Annotated in this window: 21 protein-coding genes; 14 read left to right on the plus strand and 7 right to left on the minus strand. The window is 40.6% G+C overall.

Going from position 1 to position 21,761, the window contains the following annotated elements; all coding sequences use genetic code 11:
- The 5 genes from ACO1O5_RS13650 to ACO1O5_RS13670 all read right to left on the minus strand — a co-directional run.
- A partial coding sequence (locus tag ACO1O5_RS13650; RefSeq protein ID WP_486271095.1) for an AAA family ATPase occupies positions 1-418 on the minus strand: 418 nt, incomplete at its 3' end.
- A 130-nt stretch (positions 419-548) separates the two neighbouring features.
- Positions 549-1,379: an FAD binding domain-containing protein gene (locus ACO1O5_RS13655; protein ID WP_486271097.1), complete on the minus strand. Its 831-nt coding sequence runs from the start codon at positions 1,377-1,379 to the stop codon at positions 549-551.
- 36 nt (positions 1,380-1,415) lie between these two features.
- Complete coding sequence (locus ACO1O5_RS13660; protein WP_486271099.1) at positions 1,416-3,791, minus strand: xanthine dehydrogenase family protein molybdopterin-binding subunit; 2,376 nt, start codon at positions 3,789-3,791, stop codon at positions 1,416-1,418.
- Positions 3,788-4,264 carry a (2Fe-2S)-binding protein gene (locus tag ACO1O5_RS13665; protein WP_486271101.1) on the minus strand — a complete coding sequence of 159 codons (477 nt, stop codon included), beginning with the start codon at positions 4,262-4,264 and terminating at the stop codon, positions 3,788-3,790. The genes ACO1O5_RS13660 and ACO1O5_RS13665 overlap by 4 nt, the downstream gene beginning before the upstream one ends.
- 71 nt (positions 4,265-4,335) lie before the next feature.
- On the minus strand, positions 4,336-4,782 hold the full coding sequence (locus ACO1O5_RS13670) for an SRPBCC family protein (protein WP_486271103.1): 447 nt from the start codon (positions 4,780-4,782) through the stop codon (positions 4,336-4,338).
- A gap of 293 nt (positions 4,783-5,075) precedes the next feature.
- On the opposite strand from ACO1O5_RS13670, the gene ACO1O5_RS13675 reads away from it, so the two are divergent.
- The 14 genes from ACO1O5_RS13675 (at position 5,076) to ppdK (ending at position 20,221) form a co-directional block, all read left to right on the plus strand.
- On the plus strand, positions 5,076-5,426 hold the full coding sequence (locus ACO1O5_RS13675) for an NADH-quinone oxidoreductase subunit A (protein ID WP_486271105.1): 351 nt from the start codon (positions 5,076-5,078) through the stop codon (positions 5,424-5,426).
- Positions 5,427-5,540: 114 nt separating this feature from the next.
- Complete coding sequence (locus ACO1O5_RS13680) at positions 5,541-6,110, plus strand: NADH-quinone oxidoreductase subunit B (RefSeq protein ID WP_486271107.1); 570 nt, start codon at positions 5,541-5,543, stop codon at positions 6,108-6,110.
- Positions 6,111-6,112: 2 nt separating this feature from the next.
- Complete coding sequence (locus ACO1O5_RS13685) at positions 6,113-6,571, plus strand: NADH-quinone oxidoreductase subunit C (RefSeq protein ID WP_486271109.1); 459 nt, start codon at positions 6,113-6,115, stop codon at positions 6,569-6,571.
- A gap of 57 nt (positions 6,572-6,628) precedes the next feature.
- Positions 6,629-7,744, plus strand: a complete 1,116-nt coding sequence (locus tag ACO1O5_RS13690) for an NADH-quinone oxidoreductase subunit D (RefSeq protein ID WP_486271111.1) — start codon at positions 6,629-6,631, stop codon at positions 7,742-7,744.
- Positions 7,745-7,820: 76 nt separating this feature from the next.
- The gene (gene nuoH, locus ACO1O5_RS13695; RefSeq protein WP_486271113.1) at positions 7,821-8,897 is read left to right on the plus strand and encodes an NADH-quinone oxidoreductase subunit NuoH; all 1,077 of its coding nucleotides are present in this window, start codon (positions 7,821-7,823) and stop codon (positions 8,895-8,897) included.
- 85 nt (positions 8,898-8,982) lie between these two features.
- On the plus strand, positions 8,983-9,522 hold the full coding sequence (locus tag ACO1O5_RS13700; RefSeq protein ID WP_486271115.1) for a 4Fe-4S binding protein: 540 nt from the start codon (positions 8,983-8,985) through the stop codon (positions 9,520-9,522).
- The gene (locus tag ACO1O5_RS13705) at positions 9,522-10,085 is read left to right on the plus strand and encodes an NADH-quinone oxidoreductase subunit J family protein (protein ID WP_486271116.1); all 564 of its coding nucleotides are present in this window, start codon (positions 9,522-9,524) and stop codon (positions 10,083-10,085) included. Before ACO1O5_RS13700 ends, ACO1O5_RS13705 begins: the two co-directional genes overlap by 1 nt.
- Positions 10,086-10,090: 5 nt before the next feature.
- Positions 10,091-10,405 carry an NADH-quinone oxidoreductase subunit NuoK gene (gene nuoK, locus ACO1O5_RS13710; protein ID WP_486271133.1) on the plus strand — a complete coding sequence of 105 codons (315 nt, stop codon included), beginning with the start codon at positions 10,091-10,093 and terminating at the stop codon, positions 10,403-10,405.
- A 307-nt stretch (positions 10,406-10,712) separates the two neighbouring features.
- Positions 10,713-12,665 carry an NADH-quinone oxidoreductase subunit L gene (nuoL, locus tag ACO1O5_RS13715; protein ID WP_486271118.1) on the plus strand — a complete coding sequence of 651 codons (1,953 nt, stop codon included), beginning with the start codon at positions 10,713-10,715 and terminating at the stop codon, positions 12,663-12,665.
- A gap of 405 nt (positions 12,666-13,070) precedes the next feature.
- Positions 13,071-13,520 carry a transposase gene (locus ACO1O5_RS13720; RefSeq protein ID WP_486271120.1) on the plus strand — a complete coding sequence of 150 codons (450 nt, stop codon included), beginning with the start codon at positions 13,071-13,073 and terminating at the stop codon, positions 13,518-13,520.
- A gap of 488 nt (positions 13,521-14,008) precedes the next feature.
- The gene (locus ACO1O5_RS13725; protein WP_486271122.1) at positions 14,009-15,490 is read left to right on the plus strand and encodes a complex I subunit 4 family protein; all 1,482 of its coding nucleotides are present in this window, start codon (positions 14,009-14,011) and stop codon (positions 15,488-15,490) included.
- A gap of 12 nt (positions 15,491-15,502) precedes the next feature.
- On the plus strand, positions 15,503-16,903 hold the full coding sequence (locus ACO1O5_RS13730; RefSeq protein ID WP_486271124.1) for an NADH-quinone oxidoreductase subunit N: 1,401 nt from the start codon (positions 15,503-15,505) through the stop codon (positions 16,901-16,903).
- 3 nt (positions 16,904-16,906) lie between these two features.
- Positions 16,907-17,299 (plus strand): hypothetical protein, encoded by a 393-nt coding sequence (locus ACO1O5_RS13735; protein ID WP_486271126.1) that lies wholly within the window; start codon positions 16,907-16,909, stop codon positions 17,297-17,299.
- Between the two features lie 168 nt (positions 17,300-17,467).
- Entirely contained in the window at positions 17,468-20,221 is a 2,754-nt protein-coding gene (gene ppdK / locus ACO1O5_RS13740) for a pyruvate, phosphate dikinase (protein WP_486271127.1), read from the plus strand.
- Between the two features lie 174 nt (positions 20,222-20,395).
- Here ppdK and ACO1O5_RS13745 read toward each other — a convergent pair whose 3' ends face one another.
- A complete protein-coding gene (locus ACO1O5_RS13745; protein WP_486271129.1) occupies positions 20,396-20,836 on the minus strand; it encodes a hypothetical protein in 441 nt (146 codons plus the stop codon).
- Positions 20,837-20,843: 7 nt separating this feature from the next.
- Positions 20,844-21,761, minus strand: a 918-nt coding sequence (locus ACO1O5_RS13750; RefSeq protein WP_486271131.1) for a dihydroorotate dehydrogenase-like protein, incomplete at its 5' end; no start/stop codon positions are given.

The raw sequence follows: 21,761 nt of genomic DNA on the forward strand, positions 1-21,761 counted from the left end.
ACTCTTCATCAGACCTGTCGATCTCATCTATAAGGAGCACGGGTTTTTTATGGTGTGTTATTGCCTGTAGCAATGGCCGTTTCATGAGGAAGGGATCACTCAAAAATGTTTTCTCTTTTTCTTCAATTGGTTGTGCATTGTGCTCCACCATTTTAAGGTGGAGCAATTGCCGTTGGTAGTTCCATTCATATAGTGCGTGGGTTGCACCAAGGCCTTCATAACATTGCAGGCGAATTAAATCTGTTTGCAATGCATTAGCCATTACCTTGGCAATTTCTGTTTTGCCTACTCCCGCAGGACCTTCTACCAGCAAGGGTTTGTTCAGTTGCAGCGAAAGAAAGACGGACATGGCAACAGCATCGCCTGTAATATACCCTTCCTCCTCCAGCATTTTTTTTATATCGTTCAGTTGGATCATTTTCAAAACAAATTTATCGCTCTTATTTTGCGGGTACCGTAAAAGATAGCTGGTATTTCTTATAATATTAAAATGATCCAGGTTGCCGGAACAGGTGATAAGAAAAATTGCCTTTACCCTACAGGGGAAATTATGCTACGGCCTGTAATGCTTTTTTCAAATATACTTTAGCGACGTGCCTTCGATACTCTTCAGAGGCATAATGGTCTCCCATAATAGTCACATCTTGTAAAGCAGCATTTACTGCTTTGTCGATAGATGCCTCGTTAAGCGCCTCTCCTGATATAGCCTTTTCAGCATTACTGTCGCGAAATGCACTGTCCGATACGCCAGTAAAAGCAATATTGATTTTGCCATCGGCAAAACGCATAACAGCGCAACCTACAATGGCAAACCTGGAGGCATGCTGCACAAATTTCCGGTAGGTTGTTTTTGTGCCGGGTGCAGGAACCGGAATTCTTATCGCGGTAATGATTTCGTCCTCCTGTAAGGCAGTTGAAAATAAGCCTGTAAAAAATTCGGTAGCTTTTATTCTGCGCTTTCCTTTGCTGCCCTGCACCTCAATAGCGGCATCGGATGCAAGTAAAAGAGCGGGCCAGTCTGCGCCGGGATCGGCATGTGCTATGCTTCCACCAATTGTACCGTGGTTACGGACCTGCAAATCGCCAATCAAAGAAGCTCCTTCTGCAAAGAACGGAAGTGTTGAATTAGTAAGTTTATCAGCAGCAATGTCAGCATGAGTACTGGCTGCGCCAATTACAATCTCCCCATCTTCTTCTTTAATGCCTCTTAGTGTATCTATGCCCGTTATATCCACCAGTTTCGGGGGTTGGTTCAGGCGTAATTTCATCGCTGGTATTAAGCTATGGCCGCCGGCCAATATTTTTCCACCACCGGACACAGCAGCAATAGCTGCATCAATAGTTCCGGCTTTTTCGTATTCAAATGTCGCAGGTATCATAAAAGAAAAATTTTAAAATGTAAACATTAATAAAAACTACAGTTGCATGGCTCTCCATACTCTTTCTGAGCTCAGGGGCATTCGAATATCTTTTATCTTATGCCCTCCGCTCCACAAGGCGTCTATAACAGCATTTACAACCGCCGGTGTGGAGCCAATAGTACCTGCCTCGCCTGCACCCTTTACGCCAAGCGGGTTATGCGGACAGGGAGTAACCTGGACTGCCGTCTCAATCATCGGGAAATCGTCAGCCCGGGGCATACAATAATCCATGTAGGATCCATTAGTGAGTTGTCCGTTATCATCATACTCAGCACCTTCGAATAGTGCTTGCCCAACTCCCTGCGCAATCCCTCCATGAATTTGTCCATCTACAATCATAGGATTGATGATATTGCCCACATCATCTACGGCAACAAATCTTTTCAAAACAACTTTACCGGTTTCTTTACTCACTTCCACTACTGCTATATGGCACCCGAACGGATAGGTGAAGTTGGCCGGATCATAAAAGCTGCTAAAATCAAGGCCGGGCTCCAGGTCTTTTGGATACACATGCGGTACATAGGCCGTAAGCGCCACATCGCCGAAGCCAATAGATTTATCCGTTCCTTTTACCGTAAACTTACCGCCTGCAAATTCAATATCGTCAGCGCTTGCTTCAAGTTTATGCGCAGCTATCTTCTTTCCTTTTTCAATTATCTTGTCTATACTTTTCACTATGGCGCTGCCACCAACGGCGATGCTCCTTGAACCATAGGTACCCATACCAAATGCTACACTTTCACTATCGCCGTGGACGATCTCCACATAATCCATTGTAATGCCCAATTTATCAGCCACCACCTGTGCAAAAGTTGTTTCATGTCCCTGGCCATGAGAATGAGAGCCGGTGTACACACTCACTTTACCGGTAGGCTGTACACGCACTTGCCCTACTTCGAACAAGCCCGCTCTTGCTCCCAGCGAGCCTACCACTGCCGATGGAGCAATGCCGCAAGCTTCGATATAAGTTGAGAAACCGACGCCCAGCAGTTTTCCGTTATAGGCTGCTTCTTTCTGTTCCTTACGGAAGTTTTCATATCCTAACATTTCCAGTCCTTTTTTTAAAACACCTTCATAATTGCCACTGTCATATTGTAAAGCCACCTGTGTCTGGTAGCCGGGTTGATTCACGCCATCAAAAGGAGGAATGAAATTTTTGAAACGTAGTTCAGCCGGGTCCATATTCATTTCATGCGCAGCAAGGTCAACCAATCTTTCCAATAAATAAGTGGCTTCCGGCCTTCCGGCACCGCGATAAGCGTCTACGGGTGTGGTATTAGTAAATACAGCGGTAACGTCCACATTTATTTTTGGAGTCTTATATAATCCCTGCAGCAATGTGCCATGAAGATAGGTGGGGATACAAGTTCCGAAGGTAGACAGATAAGCGCCAAGGTTCGCAAAGGTCTTCACACGTAACGCCGTAATATTTCCTTCGTTATCAAATCCCATTTCAGCCTTTGTAACATGATCGCGACCATGAGCGTCTGATAAAAAACTTTCGCTTCTTTCTGCAGTCCATTTTACAGGTCTCCCAATTTTTTTCGTTGCCCATGTCAGCAATGCTTCTTCAGTATAGTGAAAGATTTTACTACCAAACCCGCCGCCTACATCCGGGCTTACTACTCTCACTTTGTGTTCAGGAATACCAAGCACAAATGCACACATCAGCAACCGGATAAGGTGTGGGTTTTGACTACTTGTATATAAAACATATTTGTCATTAGCAGAATCGTAGGAGCTATTGTACGATCGTGGTTCAATCGCATTCGGTATCATGCGCTGGTTTACAAATTCCAGCGTGGTAACGTGTGCTGAATTGTTTATAGCTTCGTCCACTTCAGCGATCGGGTTACCCAATGCCCAGTCATAACACATATTGCCGGGTGCATCGTCATGCACCAGCGGTGCGCCGGGTCGTACCGCTTTGGAAGCATCCACTACACAAGGCAATTCTTCATATTCTACGTTCACAGCTTGTGCTGCATCAACAGCTTCCCCCGTTGATTCTGCGATTACAATGGCGATGGCATCACCTACGTGCCTTGCTTTATCCGCCACCAGCAAGGGATGTTTCGGTTCCTTCATGGTATCACCATTCTTGAAATTTACCTGCCAGCCGCAGGGTACCCCGTTTACTTCTGCAACGTCTGCCCCGGTGAAAATAGCAACCACTCCCGGCATAGCTTTGGCGACACTTACATCCACACTTACAATCTTTGCGTGGGCGTAAGGGCTTCTCACGAATGAGGCATAGGTTTGATGTGGCAGCACAATGTCATCTGTATATCTACCTCTTCCGGTAATAAATCTTTTATCTTCAACCCGTTTAACGGATTGTCCGATCAGTCCATTTGTTGTACTCATACATTTACCTCCTCTTTTATTTTGTTTGCAGCGTACTGCACTGATTTAACAATGTTTTGATAGCCCGTGCAACGGCAGAAATTACCTTCCAGCGCATAACGGATTTCTTCTTCAGTAGGCGCAGGGTTATTTTGTAACAAATCAGCCGTTGTCATAATAATACCCGGCGTGCAAAATCCGCATTGCAGGCCGTGGCATTCCTTGAAAGCTTCCTGGATGGGATGTAGCTCCCCATTCCGGGCCATGCCCTCAATCGTAATAATTTCTGCTCCATCTGCCTGCACAGCAAACATGGTGCAGCTCTTTGTAGATTTACCATTTACCATTATAGTGCAGGCGCCGCAACTGCTCGTGTCGCAACCAACATGTGTTCCCGTTAGCCGCAGCACGTCACGCAGGTAATATACCAGCAGCAATCGTGGCTCCACTTCGTGGCTGTACTCCACACCATTAACCTTAAGACGAATTTTCATGCTCATATAATTTATTTTTAAGGTTTATAAATTTTGATTTAAGAAGAATAATAGTTTTGTATTCCCGGCAATCACTTCTTGGTTTTTAACTCCTTCTCCAAATTTGAAAAGAATTGTTTAGTGAGTGTATTTGCCACACTTCCCATCACTCTTTGTCCCATACCTGCAAGAATGCCCGATAGTTTAACATCGCCATTAAAAGCGATTTCGGTCTTTTCATCCTCCACCGGTAACAGGTTTATTTTAATGTTGCCACTGGCATTTCCAATCTTGCTATTCTGAGTTACTTTCAGCGTGAATCCTTCTTGTTCGGTTATGTCCTCCATCTGAAGGTTGCCAGTAAAAGAGCTGTTTACAGGGCCAAGTTTTATTTCCAGGATAGATTTGAAAGTATTATCACCAGTTTTCTCCAGCCGGGAAATGCCAGGAACTATTTTTGCCAGCACGTCAGTGTCCATGAGCATACTCCATATGGTTGATGGAGTCGCATTTACAATATGCTTGCCGGTCAGTTCCATTTAAAAACGTCCTCTGGTATCGGGGTAAGAGGGTCTAAGGTGTGCCGCAATCGTATGAGAAAATACCGTTATCTAAGATAAGAAAATTTTTGTTATGATTATTCATTTTACCGCTCGTCACCTGTAAATAATCATGGTCTGCAACGTGTGCTCAATAAACTTTCAATATTTGCATCATCCCCCAAAATAATCATATTTCGTTATGACAAAAATCATATTTATGCGAATTATCGATTAACATTATTTACTACCTTTCGTTTCTAAATTTTTATGCCTAATAATTGATTTTTTGTATGGGATCTTCTTCAATGATTGTTTTAATTATAGCCGCACTCACTTTTTCTTCCATTGCTATTCTTATCGCTAAAATTGTTACAAAATCAACAACCAATCCTCAAAAAGGTGAGCCTTACGAATGTGGTATCCCTACACATGGAACCACCTGGAAACAATTGAACGTGGGCTATTATTTATTTGCATTAATATTTCTAATTTTTGATGTCGAGCTGGTATTCCTCTATCCATGGGCAGTGGTGGCAAAGCAGGTAGGATGGATAGCGTTAATTGAAATTATCATTTTCTTTTTTATATTATTTATGGGATTTTTATACGCACATAAAAAAGGCGCTTTGAAATGGAAGTAAGGAAACCCCCCGGTCCCCTGAAGGGGGAGGTGAAATGCAGGTTGTAATTATGGAAATGGTATACCGAGTTGAACAAGATTTTTTAAAATAGAAAAAAGAAAACATTTTGCCATAATGAGTAACGGTCCAAATAACGTGGAGACTTCCAAAGCTTCCCCTTTAGGGGCGGGGGGGTCTTTTCCCGGCCAAATACATGAAACTCCCGGTGGCGGCATCGTATTAAGCAAACTGGATGATGTCATCAACTGGGCACGTTCCAATTCATTGTGGCCGCTCACTTTTGCTACCAGTTGCTGTGGTATTGAAATGATGTCTGTTGCGGCTGCCAAATACGATTTTTCAAGATTTGGTTTTGAAGTAGCACGTGCCTCGCCACGCCAGGCCGATGTGATTATTATTGCTGGAACGATCGTAAATAAAATGGCGCCGGTGTTAAAAAGATTATACGACCAAATGGCTGACCCGAAATATGTAATTGCGATGGGTGCTTGCGCCATCAGCGGCGGACCTTTTTTTTACAATACGTATTCGGTTGTAAAAGGCGCTGACCACGTAATACCGGTAGATGTATATGTTGCCGGTTGTCCGCCAAGGCCGGAGGCGCTGCTGCATGCATTGATTTCACTACAACAAAAAATAAAAAGCGGTTTAACAAGAGAACAGGTAAAGTCAGGTAAAGAATAATTATGACGAACGAAGAATTGAAAGCCACAATAACTGAATTGCTTCCTTCCGCCACATTTGAAGAAGGTGGTGAATGGCTCAACATAAACGTTGAACCGAAAGATTGGTTACCATTTGCGCAGCAATTACGCAACAACGATTCTTTATTCTTCGACTATCTTTTTTGCCTTACCTGCATCGACTGGAAGATGCATCTGACGATGGTGTATCATTTATCGTCTACGCGGTATCGTCATAACATTGTAGTGAAATCAAAACTCGATGCTAACAATCCTGAAATAGAAACGGTAAGTAATATTTGGAGAACAGCAGAATTTCATGAAAGAGAAGTGTATGAAATGTTTGGGGTTAATTTCCTGAATCATCCTGATTTGCGGTTATTGATTTTACCCGATGGATGGGAAGGGAAGAAACCGATGTTAAAAGATTTTGAAGATGCGGTAAATATGATAAAACTATAAAGCAGAGAATTTTTAATATTATAAAACAAGTCGTCCCCCTTTAGGGGATAGGGGTTTATGGTAGAAGAAATAGGCACAACGGCAGAAGGTGATTTAATAATTAATGTGGGGCCACAGCATCCTGCGACCCATGGCGTATTGCATTTGGTAATTACCATAAACGGGGAGACGATTAAGAAAGTAGAACCTCATCTTGGTTATATCCATCGCTCCATTGAAAAAATGTGTGAGAGCTTAACCTATCGCCAGTTCATTTACGTTACCAGCAGGATGGATTATTTGTCGGCTCACATTAACAACCATGCATGTGCGTTATGCGTTGAAAAAGGTTTGCAGGTAGAGATTCCACCAAGGGCACAGGTGATACGGGTATTGATGGATGAACTTACACGAATTGCATCACATGAATTGTGGTGGGGCGCTATGGCAATGGATTTGGGCGCATTCACTCCTTTCTTCCATGCCTTCAGGGAAAGAGAAACCATAAACGATATTATGGAGGAAACCTGCGGTGCAAGATTAACCATGAACTATATGGTTCCGGGTGGAGTAATGGCTGATTTGCATCCCAACTTTCAAAAACGAGTGAACGAATTCATCGTTTTATATAAACATAAAATTGATGAATACGCCGAGCTGATTACCGGCAATGTTATTTTTCAAAACCGCATGAAAGGTGTTGGCTATTTATCTTCTGAAGACGCCATATCATATGGCTGTACCGGCCCGACCGCAAGAGGCAGTGGCGTTAGTTGCGACATACGTAAACTCTATCCTTACGAGGTGTATGATACAATTGAGTTTGATGAAGTACTCGAAACAGAGGGTGATTCATTTGCACGTTATATGGTGCGCATCAGGGAAATGAATCAATCGATAAAAATAATAGAACAGTTAATCGATAATATTCCCGATGGAGATTTCCAGGCAAAAACAAAAGCAGTATTAAAATTGCCGAAGGGAGAATTTTATTCAAGAGTTGAAACAGCAAGAGGCGAGTTAGGCGTGTACATTGTGAGCGAAGGAGGAACAACACCGTATAGAATTAAATTCCGTTCGCCCGGATTTTCAAATCTCTCTGCATTGGATCATATGGCAAGAGGGCATTTGCTGGGAGATTTGGTGGCGATGATGGGAACATTGGATTTGGTGATACCGGATATTGACAGGTAACCCCTAGATCCCCTGAAGGGGACTTTGGGAACTTTTTAAAATTTAAATTATTTAGCCCCTTTAGGGGTTGGGGTATATGTGGAGTTTTTCTAACATAGCAGATTCAATTCATAAATGGTTAAACCTAACGTTTAACCCTACACTGGCAACTATCATTGAAATGGTGATTGTTGGTGTTTGCGTTATTGGGTTATTTGCCGTGTTAGGATTGGTATTAGTTATAATGGAACGAAAAGTTTCTGCATGGATACAAATACGTTTAGGACCAAACAGGGTAGGACCGAAGGGGATGTTTCAGTCATTGGCAGATACCGTAAAACTTTTAGTGAAAGAAGGAATGACACCATCCGGTGCTGATAAATTTTTATTTAACCTTGCTCCTTATATAGCGTTAATTGTCGCTATGTTATTAATGGCGCCGTTAGCGTTTGCCAAAGATTTCCAGATGTGGGATTTGAACATAGGTGTATTGTATGTATCTGCAATTTCATCTGTTTCTGTAATCAGCATTTTAATGGCCGGCTGGTCGAGCAATAATAAATATTCATTGATGGGTGCCATGCGGAGCGGGGCACAGATAGTAAGTTATGAGCTGTCTGCAGGATTTTCTGTTCTTTCTGTCGTAGTGCTGGCGGGCAGTTTGAACCTGAACACGATCATTCAATCGCAGGCGGATGGATGGTGGATTTTTAAAGGACATATTCCCGTTATTATTTCTTTCGTCATTTTTATAATAGCAGTAACTGCAGAAACAAACAGGGCGCCTTTCGACCTCGCAGAAGCCGAATCAGAATTAACAGCAGGCTTTCATACAGAGTATTCGGGGATGAAATTCGCCTTGTTCTTTTTAGCAGAATATGTGAATGTTTTCATCGTGTGTGCTATCGGGGCAACTTTATTCCTGGGTGGATGGATGCCTTTTCATGTGGGCCATTGGGAAGGGTTTAATCACATAATGGATTACATCCCTTCGAGCATTTGGTTTTTTGGAAAGACCTTCTTTTTAATATTCCTGATTATGTGGTTCCGGTGGACGTTCCCGAGGTTGCGCATTGATCAGTTATTAAATCTTGAATGGAAATATTTGTTGCCAATCAGCTTGTTTAATATTTTATTGGTAACGGCAATGGCAATTTTGGGCTGGTATTTTTAGACCCCTATCCCCTAAAGGGGGAAACCAAAATTGAGAAAAATTAGATTGAGAAAATGAATGTTGTATTATAGGTTAAATTATAAAATTGAACACTTCAAAAATGGGCAACGCTTCAAAGAATTTGAAAACTTCCACTACTCCCCCTTCAGGGGGTTTGGGGGGTTACGTTAAAGAAGTTTTTAATGCTATAAAATCTTTGCTGGTTGGCCTTCGGCGGACAGGATATTATTTTACGCATCACAAGGAGATCATCACGCAACAATATCCTGATAACAGGGAGACATTGCATTTGCCTGAAAGGTTTAAAGGTGAAGTAGTGATGCCGCATAATGAAAACAATGAGCATCGCTGCACGGGATGCACGGCCTGCGAGTTAGCCTGTCCTAACGGAACCATTAAGGTCATTACCAAATTTGATATTACTCCGGATGGAAAAAAGAAAAAAGCGATTGACAAATTGGTATATCACCTGGAATTATGCACGATGTGTAACCTGTGCATTATTGCCTGTCCTTCGGATGCAATCGTAATGGCGCAAACATTTGAACACAGTGTGTTTGATCGTGCCCAATTAACCAAAATATTAAATAATCCCGGTTCTAAAATAATGGAGGGCGTAGAATAATGAGTGGATCAACGATTATATTTTATATGCTTGCCGCACTAACGTTAGTGAGTGGAATATTTGCTGTGGGAACAAGACAGATATTCAGGGCTGCCATCTTTTTATTATTTTCTTTAATTGGCGTTGCAGGATTGTATTTCTGGATGCAGTATGAATTTATTGCAGCAGTCCAAATTGTGGTGTATGTGGGTGGCATAACGGTGTTGATTATTTTCTCTATTTTCTTAACGCAGCAAACCGGAGAGAAGATGCCGAAACAAAAAATCGGGCGACAAATATTTTCCGCGTTGGCAGCATTCTGTGGCTTTGCATTAATTATGATACAACTGTTGCAACATACGTTTGCCGGAACTAACATGCAGCCGGTAGAGCCTAATGTAGCCAATATCGGCAATCAAATGCTGGGAATAAAAATTGGCGGCTATTCGTTACCGTTTGAAGTGGTGAGTATGCTGTTGCTGGCAGCTTTGATCGGTTGTATTGTAATTGCATTGAAACCGACTGCAACAATAATGAATATCGAACAAGGAATATCGAATAAAGAAGCAAAACAACTAAAGTGAATTTTATGCTTGAACCGGGATTGATACATATTTTATTTATCAGTACAGCACTGTTTTTCATTGGCGTGTTTGGTTTTTTCACAAGAAGAAATTTGATTACCATGCTAATGAGCGTAGAACTGATATTGAATAGTGTGAATCTGAATTTCATTGCATTTAATAAATACTTGTGGCCTGATAACCTGGATGGATTATTTTTTACCATATTCATAATTGCTATTGCCGCTGCTGAAGCTGCTGTGGCTATTGCAATCATAATTAATTTATATAGAAGCCATCATTCAATTGATGTGAGCGATGCGGAGGAAATGAAATATTAAAGAATATTCCCACAGAGACAGAAAGAGCCTTAGTGAGCTTAGTGCCTTAGTGGGAAAAAAATATAAATGATTTTGATCTATTGTAAATGCTTAGAATAAAATCTATCCCACAAAGACACAAAGAGCACAAAGCCATTTCTTAGTGTACTTAGTGTCTTAGTGGGAAAAAAGTATAAATGATTTTGATCTATTGTTAATGCTTAAATAAAATCTTATCCCACAAAGACACAAAGAGCACAAAGCGATTTCTTATTGTGCTTAGTGCCTTGGTGGGAAAACATAAAAAAGAATCTTAACATCGAACTAAATGCTTAATGCAACTTATATCGCACTGATTCCTTTACTGCCGCTTGCGGGTTTTATAATTCTTGGATTATTTGGAAGGAAATATTTTAAAAATTCATCAGGAATAATTGCTACGCTGTTATTATTGGCTGCAACGGTATTGGCAATCTATACTGCTTATGGATATTTTTTCGAGTACGGCAAAGTAAATGGTGTTTATGAAAAATTAATTCCACTAAAATATACCTGGCTGCAATTTTCTGAGGGTGTATCCATTGACATGGGCATCATGCTTGATCCTATTACCTGCATGATGCTGTTGGTAATAACTTTTGTTTCTTTAATGGTGCACATCTATAGCCTCGCATATATGAAAGGCGAAGAGCGATTTGCCACTTACTATTCTTTTTTAGGACTGTTTACTTTCTCTATGCTGGCTTTGGTAATCTCTTCCAATATTTTCCAGATATATATTTTCTGGGAACTCGTAGGACTTTCTTCTTTTTTATTGATTGGCTTTTATTATGATAAACCCAATGCAGTTGCGGCGTGCAAGAAAGCATTTATCGTAACTCGCTTTGCAGATTTAGGATTTTTAATAGGCATTTTAATGCTTTCATTTTATTCAGGCACCTTGGATTTCAGTACACTTATTGAGCGGTTAACATCACCTGGCTCCTCGGAGTTGGGTGCAGCGCTTAGTACATCCTTCATGGGTATCTCTGCGCTCACATGGGCGATGATATTGGTTTTCATGGGCGCTGCCGGAAAGAGTGCCATGTTTCCGCTACAAATATGGTTGCCTGATGCAATGGAAGGTCCCACGCCGGTGTCGGCATTAATACATGCTGCAACAATGGTAGTAGCCGGTGTTTTTTTAGTAGCCAGGTTATTTCCTGTGTTTGCTTTATCTGCTCCTGAAGCATTGCAATTAGTAGCTTATGTTGGGGCTATCTCCGCACTACTTGCCGCAATAATTGCGTGTACGCAGACCGATATAAAGAGAGTGCTGGCATTTTCCACCATATCGCAAATAGGTTATATGATGTTTGCATTAGGCGTCTCAAAATATGGAGGAGAAAGTGGACTAGGTTATACTGCCTCGATGTTTCATTTATTTACGCACGCCATGTTTAAAGCATTATTGTTTTTAGGTGCAGGTTCTGTTATTCATTTTATTCACAGCAATGAAATGAAAGACATGGGCGGATTAAGAAAGTATCTACCGGTTACGCATATCACTTTTTTAATCGCATGCCTCGCAATTGCCGGCATACCACCCTTTGCAGGCTTTTTCAGCAAAGAAGAAATTTTATCGGCGGCTTATCAAAATAATATGATTATTTATTGGATCGGGTTATTCACCTCAGGACTTACTGCTTTTTATATGTTCCGTTTATACTTTGCAATTTTTTGGAGTAAGGCTCCCTCTCTCAAGGAGAGGGCGGGGGGTGAGGCTCACGCCCATGGCGAAGGTGGATTTGCCATGTTGTTTCCATTGATTTTATTAGGCATCGGGGCTGCAGCAGCAGGCTTTATTCCTTTTGGCAATTTTGTAAGTTCTGATGGATCCGCACTTGAATCAGCTTTCCATTTAAATATGGCCGTTGCTCCCGTGGCATTTGGTCTTATAGGAATTTTTACGGCGATGTGGTTATACAAAAAACAAAATACTAAACCCGATAAAATTGCTGCATCGATTAGTGGACTATACCAAGCGGCTTATCACAAATTTTATTTTGATGAATTGTATCTATTTGTAACAAAAAAGATATTATTCAATTTAGTCGCAAAACCTGCTGCCTGGATTGATAAAAATGTAGTTGATGGTTTGGTGAATGCAACCGGCAATACGGCGATGTTTATTTCGAAAAAACTACGGGGAATGCAGTCGGGCAAGGTGCAACAATATGCAGCTTATTTTTTAGTGGCTGCCATTGCCATGGCTGTATTGTTTATTTATTGGTGGAAATAAAATGGTTTTGTGATTATTAAAGTTCATCATGGTGAGATTAAAGTATAAGGGGAAAATTGCTACGGCCTTTAGGCCGCGGAGCGGTAATAAAGAGTTAACAGGATTTTGTAGAAACAAATTGTGAATTAGAATCTGACTTATTTGAGGGTGCGGAAAGGAGTTTGATTATTGAAGATGTTTTAGCTAAAGCCTGGGACAGGTAATCGAATAGTCCACGACCTAAAGGTCGTAGCAAATGGAAAGTCGTGGCAAATGAAAGTAGCCGGAAGCAGAGAGATTAACGTCGATTTGTTTGAGCATTGGAGCTAAATTGAAATTTGGGAGCATTTAAAGAATAATTGCCACGGCCTTTAGGCCGTGGAGACGAAACAAAATGTTGACTGGCTTTAGCCAAAAAACTAAGACATGCCTTATATCAAAGTATTGATACATTATATATGGTCCACAAAAAATCGTGAACATTTAATCACTGAAGAATTGAAACCCCTTCTGCTTTCTCATATAAAAGAGAATAGTATAAAAAAAGGAATTTTTATCGATACGCTTAATTGTGTTTCTGATCATATTCATTTGTTGATATCTCTTGGAAGCGAACAGACAATTGCTAAAACAGCAATGCTGATAAAAGGTGAATCATCATTTTGGGCAAATAGAAAAAATAATCTTAAAAACAAATTTGAGTGGCAGGATGAATACATCGGCTTGTCCGTAAGTTATTCAGCGGATAAGGTTAGAGCATATATTTTGAACCAGGAAGAACATCACAAAAAGAAGACTTTTGCTGAGGAGTACCAGGAGTTTTTAATGGCTCATCATTTTGAAAATATTTTGGCTAAAGCCGAAAACATGGATTGAACTGATCCACGGCCTAAAGGCCGTGGCAAATGGAAAATGGCCAAAAGCCAACAGATAACGGGGATTGGTAGAAGTGTTAGAGCGAAATTGAAATTGATGTGGAGTTGAAAAGTAATTGAAATAGCGGTTTGATTGAAGAGGAACAATAGAGTGGAAGGTTTTACCAGGAGGTATAAGAGCTAAATTAGAATTGAGTTGTTCGGAGTCAGAAAACAATAGCCACGGCCTTTAGGTCGTGGACCGGTAGTGAAAGTTAACAGGCTTTAGCCGAAATTCTTGGGTGAATTTGAATTTTTGTTATTAAAATATGTAGATAAAGAGATTGATTTTGAAGATTTTTTGGCTGAAGCCAAAGCAGTGCGGAAATGATCCACGGCCTAAAGGCCGTGGCAAACAGGAACGATAAACGATAAAAAAGCGAACAACAATAAACAAGATAAAAGCGATTATAGAATTTAAACAGGCATTTTTTTGACAAATAAAAATCAATGAATCTTTTATTACTCATATTAGTCCCATTAATTACCGCGGTTGCTGTGTTGTTAATGCGTAGTAAGCAACAGGTAAAATGGATTTCTTTGATAGGGGCCACCATTCAATTCGTTCTTGCATTTGTCTTATTATTTGCTTATAGAAATGGAGTTGCATCCGGTAACATGGAACAATTCCTGTTTCAACAACAATACGAATGGTTTCCTTCCTGGCACATTAGTTTTCATTTGGGAGTTGATGGCATATCGGTAGCAATGATTTTGCTAACAGCCTTTGTTGTGATAGCAGGTGTGCTGGTTTCATGGAATATAGATAAGATGACGAAGGAATTTTATTTCCTGCTTATTTTATTAAGCTTCGGTGCCTATGGTTTCTTCATTTCCCTCGATCTTTTCATTCTCTTTTTCTTTTTAGAAATTGCTGTCATACCAAAATATTTATTAATTGGTATTTGGGGAAGCGGCAAAAAAGAATACGCGGCCAATAAACTGGCGCTCATGTTAATGGGCGGTTCTGCATTGGTTTTAGTAGGATTACTTGGCTTGTATTTTAGTAATGCAGAAAGAACTTTCGACTTAGTGAAATTGTCTCACATGGACATTCCTGTTTATGTCCAGGAAATTTGTTTCCCACTGTTGTTTGTGGGATTTGGTGTGTTCACTGCATTATTTCCTTTCCATACCTGGGTACCGGACGGGCATTCATCGGCTCCTACTGCGGGTTCCATGTTTTTAGCAGGTATTTCTATGAAGCTGGGAGGCTATGGTTGTTTGCGGGTAGCCGCATACGTTATGCCGGAAGGAGCAAAAGAATATGCCAATATTATTATTGTACTTTCTACCATTGCTATTTTATATGGCGCCTTCGCTACGATGATGCAGAAGGATCTGAAATATATGAATGCTTATTCGTCGGTTAGTCATGTTGGTTTTGTATTATTTGGAATCGGGATGTTAACTAAAACCGCCATAACCGGGGCTGTTATTCAAATGGTAAGTCATGGTTTAATGACAGCCCTCTTCTTTGCCGTAATAGGAATGATTTACGAACGTACCCATACGCGACAAGTGAATGAAATGGGAGGGCTCTTAAAAGTGATGCCTTTTATAACAACCGTATTATTTATTGTGGGATTGTGTTCCCTTGGATTGCCCGGCCTTAGTGGTTTTGTAGCAGAAGTAACGGTATTTATGGGAGGATGGGAGCACCCGGACGCGTTTCACAGAATTGCCACCGTATTGGCGTGTATGAGTATTGTTGTAACGGCAGTGTATATTTTACGGGCCGTTAGCAGAACTGCCATGGGCCCCATTAAAGAAAGCTATTCGAATTTGACAGACGCAAAATGGAATGAAAAATTAGCCGCGATTATTTTGATTGCAGGCATATTGGCGATAGGTGTTGCGCCCTTCTGGCTGAATGATCTGATAAAGCCAGGTGCAGAAATAATTATGCAGAAATTTTCAATGGTGCCTTAAAATAACGAATGAATGAATGAATTTGTAACATTGATGAAATCTGAGCTGGTAATAACAATTATTATCTTCCTGCTGTTATTTATTAAACTTGGCAAAGGAATAAAAAATGATTTGTTGTTGCCAATCATTCAGAATTTACTGTTGCTGAATTTGGTTATAGGATTTTTCTTCAATGCAGAAGGCGGCCTGTTTGATGGCATGTATCACACCACTAAATTGATTGTATTCCAGAAAAGCATTTTAAACTTTGGCGTGTATGTGATATCGCTATTGTTCACAGGCTGGTTTAAGCAAACAGAACATTTAGCAGAGTTTTTTATGCTGATGTTATCCGCATTGCTGGGGTTGGACTTTCTTATATCAAGCGGTAATTTTTTGATCTTCTTTTTATCATTGGAACTGGCGACCATTCCACTTGCTGCCATGGCCAATTTCGATCTGGAGAAGAAAATTTCTTCCGAGGCCGCCATGAAAATGATATTATCATCAGCCTTCTCATCAGGAATATTATTGTTTGGAATCTCGTTAATTTATGGCGCAACCGGTACGATCGGTTTCGCAGAGTTATCAGCAAAACTCAACGGAAACCCCTTACAAATATTGGCTTTTGTATTTTTAATTACAGCATTCGCTTTTAAATTATCCATCGTACCCTTTCATTTATGGACGGCCGATGTATATGAAGGTTCACCGATCGCTACAACGTCATTTCTGTCCGTAATTTCAAAAGGCGCCATTGCATTTGTTCTCATTTCAACATTATATAAAGTATTTCAACCAATGCAGGAACTCTGGTATAATATGATAATGCTTTTATCTATTATTACCATGATCGTTGGTAATATTTTTGCGTTGCGACAACAGAATATCAAACGCTTCCTTGCCTTTTCTTCTATTGCGCAGGTTGGTTTTATTTTGGTAGGCATCACGGCTAATTCACCCGAAGGTGCCTCTTCTGTTGTTTATTTTATTTTGATTTATACATTATCAAATCTCGCTGCTTTTGGTGTGGCGTCAGCCATTTCATCACAAACCGGTAAAGAAAAAATTGATGACTACAAAGGGTTGTATCAAACCAATCCATTGCTGAGTTGGGTAATGGCGCTGGCACTGTTTTCGTTGGCGGGCATTCCGCCCACTGCAGGTTTTTTTGGTAAATTATTTTTATTAACGGCGGGAGCAGCCAAAGCAAACTATGGATTTATTCTGTTTGCTGCGTTAAACATGATCGTTTCATTATATTATTATCTAAGAGTAATACGATCCATCTTTATGGATAAGAATGAACAACCAATTAAAAAGATACGAATTCATCCCTCAACTAAATTTGCATTTATCATTTGTTCTGCAGGGATTGTATTGGTTGGAATGTTAAGTTGGATTTACGATTATATTCAATCATTAACTCAGTAAGTAATGGCAATCAATAAAAATCATTTATTTGAAGAACTGGATGGCGTTAAGTGTGGTATTGTTGAAAAGGACGTATCGCCAGCCAGGGCTACCTTCCTAAAAAAATTATTAGAATATAACGGCTTTACGGTGGTGGTGGTTCCTTCACCTCCCCCAAAAGCAGCGCCTGCACCGGTTGTTAAGGCAGCGGACGGAACAGTAATTCCTCCCCCACCGCCGCCTCCGGCTCCAGAGACATTTACAGTCGGAGTAACTGATTATACTTTTAACCCCATCAATGCAATCTTTGGAAGATTATTGCATACCCCCGATGGACATGTGGTTACCCTCGCTTATTGGGAACAGAAAGAATCCATCAGCCATGATGAGGTGCCTTATTATGAAACAGGCAAATAACCTATAACATAACGGAAAAGTATACCCGTTTTTCCCCCTCGTTTAAATTAGATATCGCTTTTTATTGAAATCTTAAAAAATGATTAAAATCATCTGTAGGCTTGATTTTCATCTTCATTATTTGCTATAGAATTAGCTACCTATGTGTATTCTAAAAAATTACGATTTATGAAAAAAGATGTGAGTCCAACAAAGTATATATACTTCTTTGGAGGTAATAAAGCAGATGGCAACGAGTCTATGAAAAATCTGTTAGGTGGTAAAGGTGCCAACCTTGCAGAAATGGCGGGCCATCCCAAACTTCGTTTGCCGGTTCCTCCCGGTTTTACAATTACAACTGAGGTTTGCACCTGGTATTATGACCATAAAAAAACGTATCCCAAAACTTTAAAAGCCGAACTGGAAGCAGCGCTTTCAAAAATGGAAAAACTTACCGGCAAGAAGTTTGGTGATGAAAAAAATCCACTGTTAGTGTCCATACGTTCGGGCGCCCGCAAGTCCATGCCCGGCATGATGGAAACAGTATTGAATGTTGGGCTGAATGAAAATACCATTAAGGGGATTATTGCTCAAAGTGGCGATGAACGATTTGCATACGATGCTTACCGCAGATTGATTATGATGTATGCCGATGTGGTGATGGAAAAAGGCGACGGCATGGAAGTAAAAAATGGAAAGGGAATTCGTAAAATGCTTGATGAACAGTTGGAACACATCAAACACAAACAAGGATATAAAAGCGATACTGAACTAACGGTAACGGAGTTGAAACAATTAGTATCAGATTATAAGAAAACTGTAAAAGAAACTTTGGGAAAAGATTTTCCTGAAGATCCATTGCAACAAATGTGGGGCGGTATCGGTGCTGTTTTCAGTAGTTGGAATGGAAAGAGAGCAATAGAATATCGGCGCATAGAAAAAATTCCGGATGCGTGGGGAACGGCTGTAAATGTGCAGGCAATGGTGTTTGGTAACATGGGTAACGACAGTTGTACCGGTGTTGCTTTTACAAGAAATCCGGGAACAGGTGAAAATAAATTTTACGGTGAGTATTTAGTAAATGCACAAGGTGAAGATGTGGTGGCTGGTATAAGAACACCGGCTCCCGTTAACGAGTACTCGAAAAATGCGCAAAGCAAGCAATTCAAAACATTGGAAAAAACAATGCCAGTTCTTTATAAAGAATTATTCAATTACCAAAAAAGACTGGAGCAACATTATAAAGACATGCAGGATATTGAGTTCACCATTGAGAAAGGGAAGCTTTATATGCTTCAATGCCGCGTAGGAAAAAGAAACGGTATTGCTGCAGTGAGAATGGCAACCGAAATGTATGCTGAAAAACTTATTGATGCAAAAACTGCCGTTAGCAGGGTTGCGCCTAATCAACTGGTGGAATTATTATTACCAATGCTTGACCCGAAGGCTGAGGTATTAAATACAGTAATAGCAAAAGGGTTGCCGGCTGGCCCTGGCGGCGCCAAGGGGCGTGCTGTATTCTCATCCGCCGAAGCAGTAGAATGGGCACACCGGGGCGAAAAAGTGATTCTTGTTCGTGAAGAAACATCACCGGAAGATGTTGATGGCATGCATGAATCAGAAGCGATTTTAACTACTAAAGGTGGTATGACGTCACACGCTGCACTGGTAGCAAGAGGCTGGGGTAAATGTTGTATAGTGGGTTGCGGAGATATTGAAATACATCACGACACGAAAACATTTCATGCAAAAAACGGAGTGATAATCAAAGAAGGTGACTGGCTCACTTTGAATGGTACAAAAGGTTTAGTTTACGAGGGAAGCTTACCGTTAGTTGCCATTAATCTTGATAAAAATGTTTCCTATAATAACCTGATGAAACTGGTCGATAAAATAAAACAGATTGGAGTTCGTGCTAATTCAGAAACACCGGAGGATGCCGCACAGGGATTAAAGTTCGGCGCAGAAGGAATTGGATTGTTCCGGACTGAACACATGTTTTATGGCGCCGGCAGTGAACAACCATTATTTCTTTTAAGAAAGATGATCGTAAGTAAAACTATTGAGGAAAGACAACAGGCATTGGCTGAACTATTCATCCATGTAAAAAAAGATATTAAAAATACACTGAAGGTAATGAACGGCTATCCCGTTACCATTCGTTTGTTAGATCCGCCGTTGCATGAATTTGTTCCGCATGACAAGGAAAAATTGCAACAGCTCAGCAAAGAACTTGGTATAAGCATGAGCATTTTAAGAAGAAGGGTATTGGCACTGCATGAAAACAACCCGATGCTTGGCCATCGTGGGGTACGCCTTGGCGTTAGTTACCCGGAAATTACTGAAATGCAGGTGAGGGCCATCTTTGAGGCCACTGTTGAATTGATTAAATCCGGCAGGAAAGCGTTTCCTGAGATCATGGTTCCCGTTACGTGCACGGTGAATGAGCTCACGCACCAGAAAAAAATTGTGGACAGGGTTTATAAAGAAGTATGTGAGAAAACGAAAATGCAGAAGATTCCCTATCTCTATGGTACCATGATTGAAATACCAAGAGCTGCAATTCGGGCAGATCGCATGGCAGAAGTTGCTGACTTCTTTAGCTTTGGTACCAACGATCTTACGCAAATGAGTTTTGGATTTAGCCGCGATGATATCGGTGGATTCTTACCAAATTATCTTGATCTCAAAATATTGAAAGATGATCCGTTTCAAACCATTGACCAGGATGGAGTAGGAGAGCTGATAAAGATCGGAACTGAAAGAGGCCGCAAAACAAAACCCAATCTTAAAGTAGGTATTTGCGGGGAACATGGTGGTGATGCCGAGAGTGTAAAATTCTGTCACGGCATCGGAATGAACTATGTGAGTTGCTCACCATTCCGTGTGCCTATTGCCAGGTTAGCCGCAGCGCAGGCAGCAATAGAAAACCCACGGAAGTAATAGTTATATATAGATTAACAAATGCCCGGAATCTAAATAATTTCGGGTATTTGTTTTAAGAATGTTTTACACGAAGTTACAAGTGAAAAAGTGGTAGTCTGCAATAGGTGGATTGAAACAATAATAATTTGCCTGCCTCAAATATGAAAATATTCTTGCCTTAGTTGTAGGTGATTAAACAACCGCTTCCTGCTCTTCCCTGTTCCATGTAAGCTTTTTACCAAAACCAAGACGGCTATCAGTGAACTTGATGAAGTTTATTTGTATTGTCCAGATTTCTCCCGGCATAGCTACAGCCACGGGATTTTTTTTATAATAAAAGGCGGCGGCATTTGTTGCCAATGGATGCTCCAATGGCAGCACTATTCCCTCAAACTGCAATCCTTTCACTTGTAGCTTACTAAGCTTATCAGGCAAAATTGTTCCGGCAATTTCAGGGCTGTCTAAAATAATTTTTGAATGATGCGCATCCAGGGAAGATTTATAATATAATAATCTATCATTGATGTTATAAGCGTAAAAGCAACTGAAGCAATAAGGAAGTCTCCTCGTATCCACGCAGCAAACATTGGCGCAGCTTTGTTGCTTTAGGTATTCTTCAATTCTTTCATTCATGTTTAGGTTATTTCACTCCTTCGAGTATCTTAATATAGTTGGCCCTTTGATAAGCGGTGGGATCAGAGATATTCAACTGGCTCATACCACCTTTAAATGATTCAATTGTATCAAAGCCCATCATGTACATCCAGTCCTGTAATTCTTTGTTCATTGTTTTTAAATAGGGAATACCATTTTTATATAATGAAGAAGCCGTCATAACAACATCAGCACCGGCGAGAATATATTTAATTACTTCTACAGCGCTTTGTACACCAGTAGTTGCCGCAAGCGAAAGATCTACTTTTCCATATAACAAACCAATCCATAATAAGGGTAATCTTATTTCGCTTGAATCGCTATAATTCAAATCAGTTTTAATAATCATTTCATTAATATCAAAATCAGGTTGATAAAAACGGTTAAATAATACGAGTGCATCGGCTCCGGCTCTTTTCATCCTCAACGACATATTGCCCATAGCACTGAAATATGGATTTAATTTCACTGCAATTGGGATCTTTACCGATTGCCGGATGTTATCTATAATATTGAGGTAACGGTGTTCCACTTCTGAAGATGACATAGAAGTATCTCCGGGAATGAAGAATATATTTACTTCAATACCGTCCGCGCCGGCCTGTTGCATTTGTTTTGAATAGTCAATCCATCCTTCATTGGTAATGCCATTAAGGCTTCCAATAACGGGAATGTGTACACGCTCCTTTGCCAGGCGAATATTCTCCAGGTATTCCTCAGTACCAACATTATAATCATCAAGGTCCGGGAAATAATCCAATGCTTCAGCGAAAGAGTTACTCGTTTTGGACATAACAAATCTTAAAGCAGCTTCTTCTTTTCGTATCTGTTCTTCGAACAATGAAAACATGACGACTGCCCCAGCGCCGTTATCTTCCATCTTTACTATGTTATCGATTTTCTC

The organism is Ginsengibacter sp. (assembly GCF_057362405.1).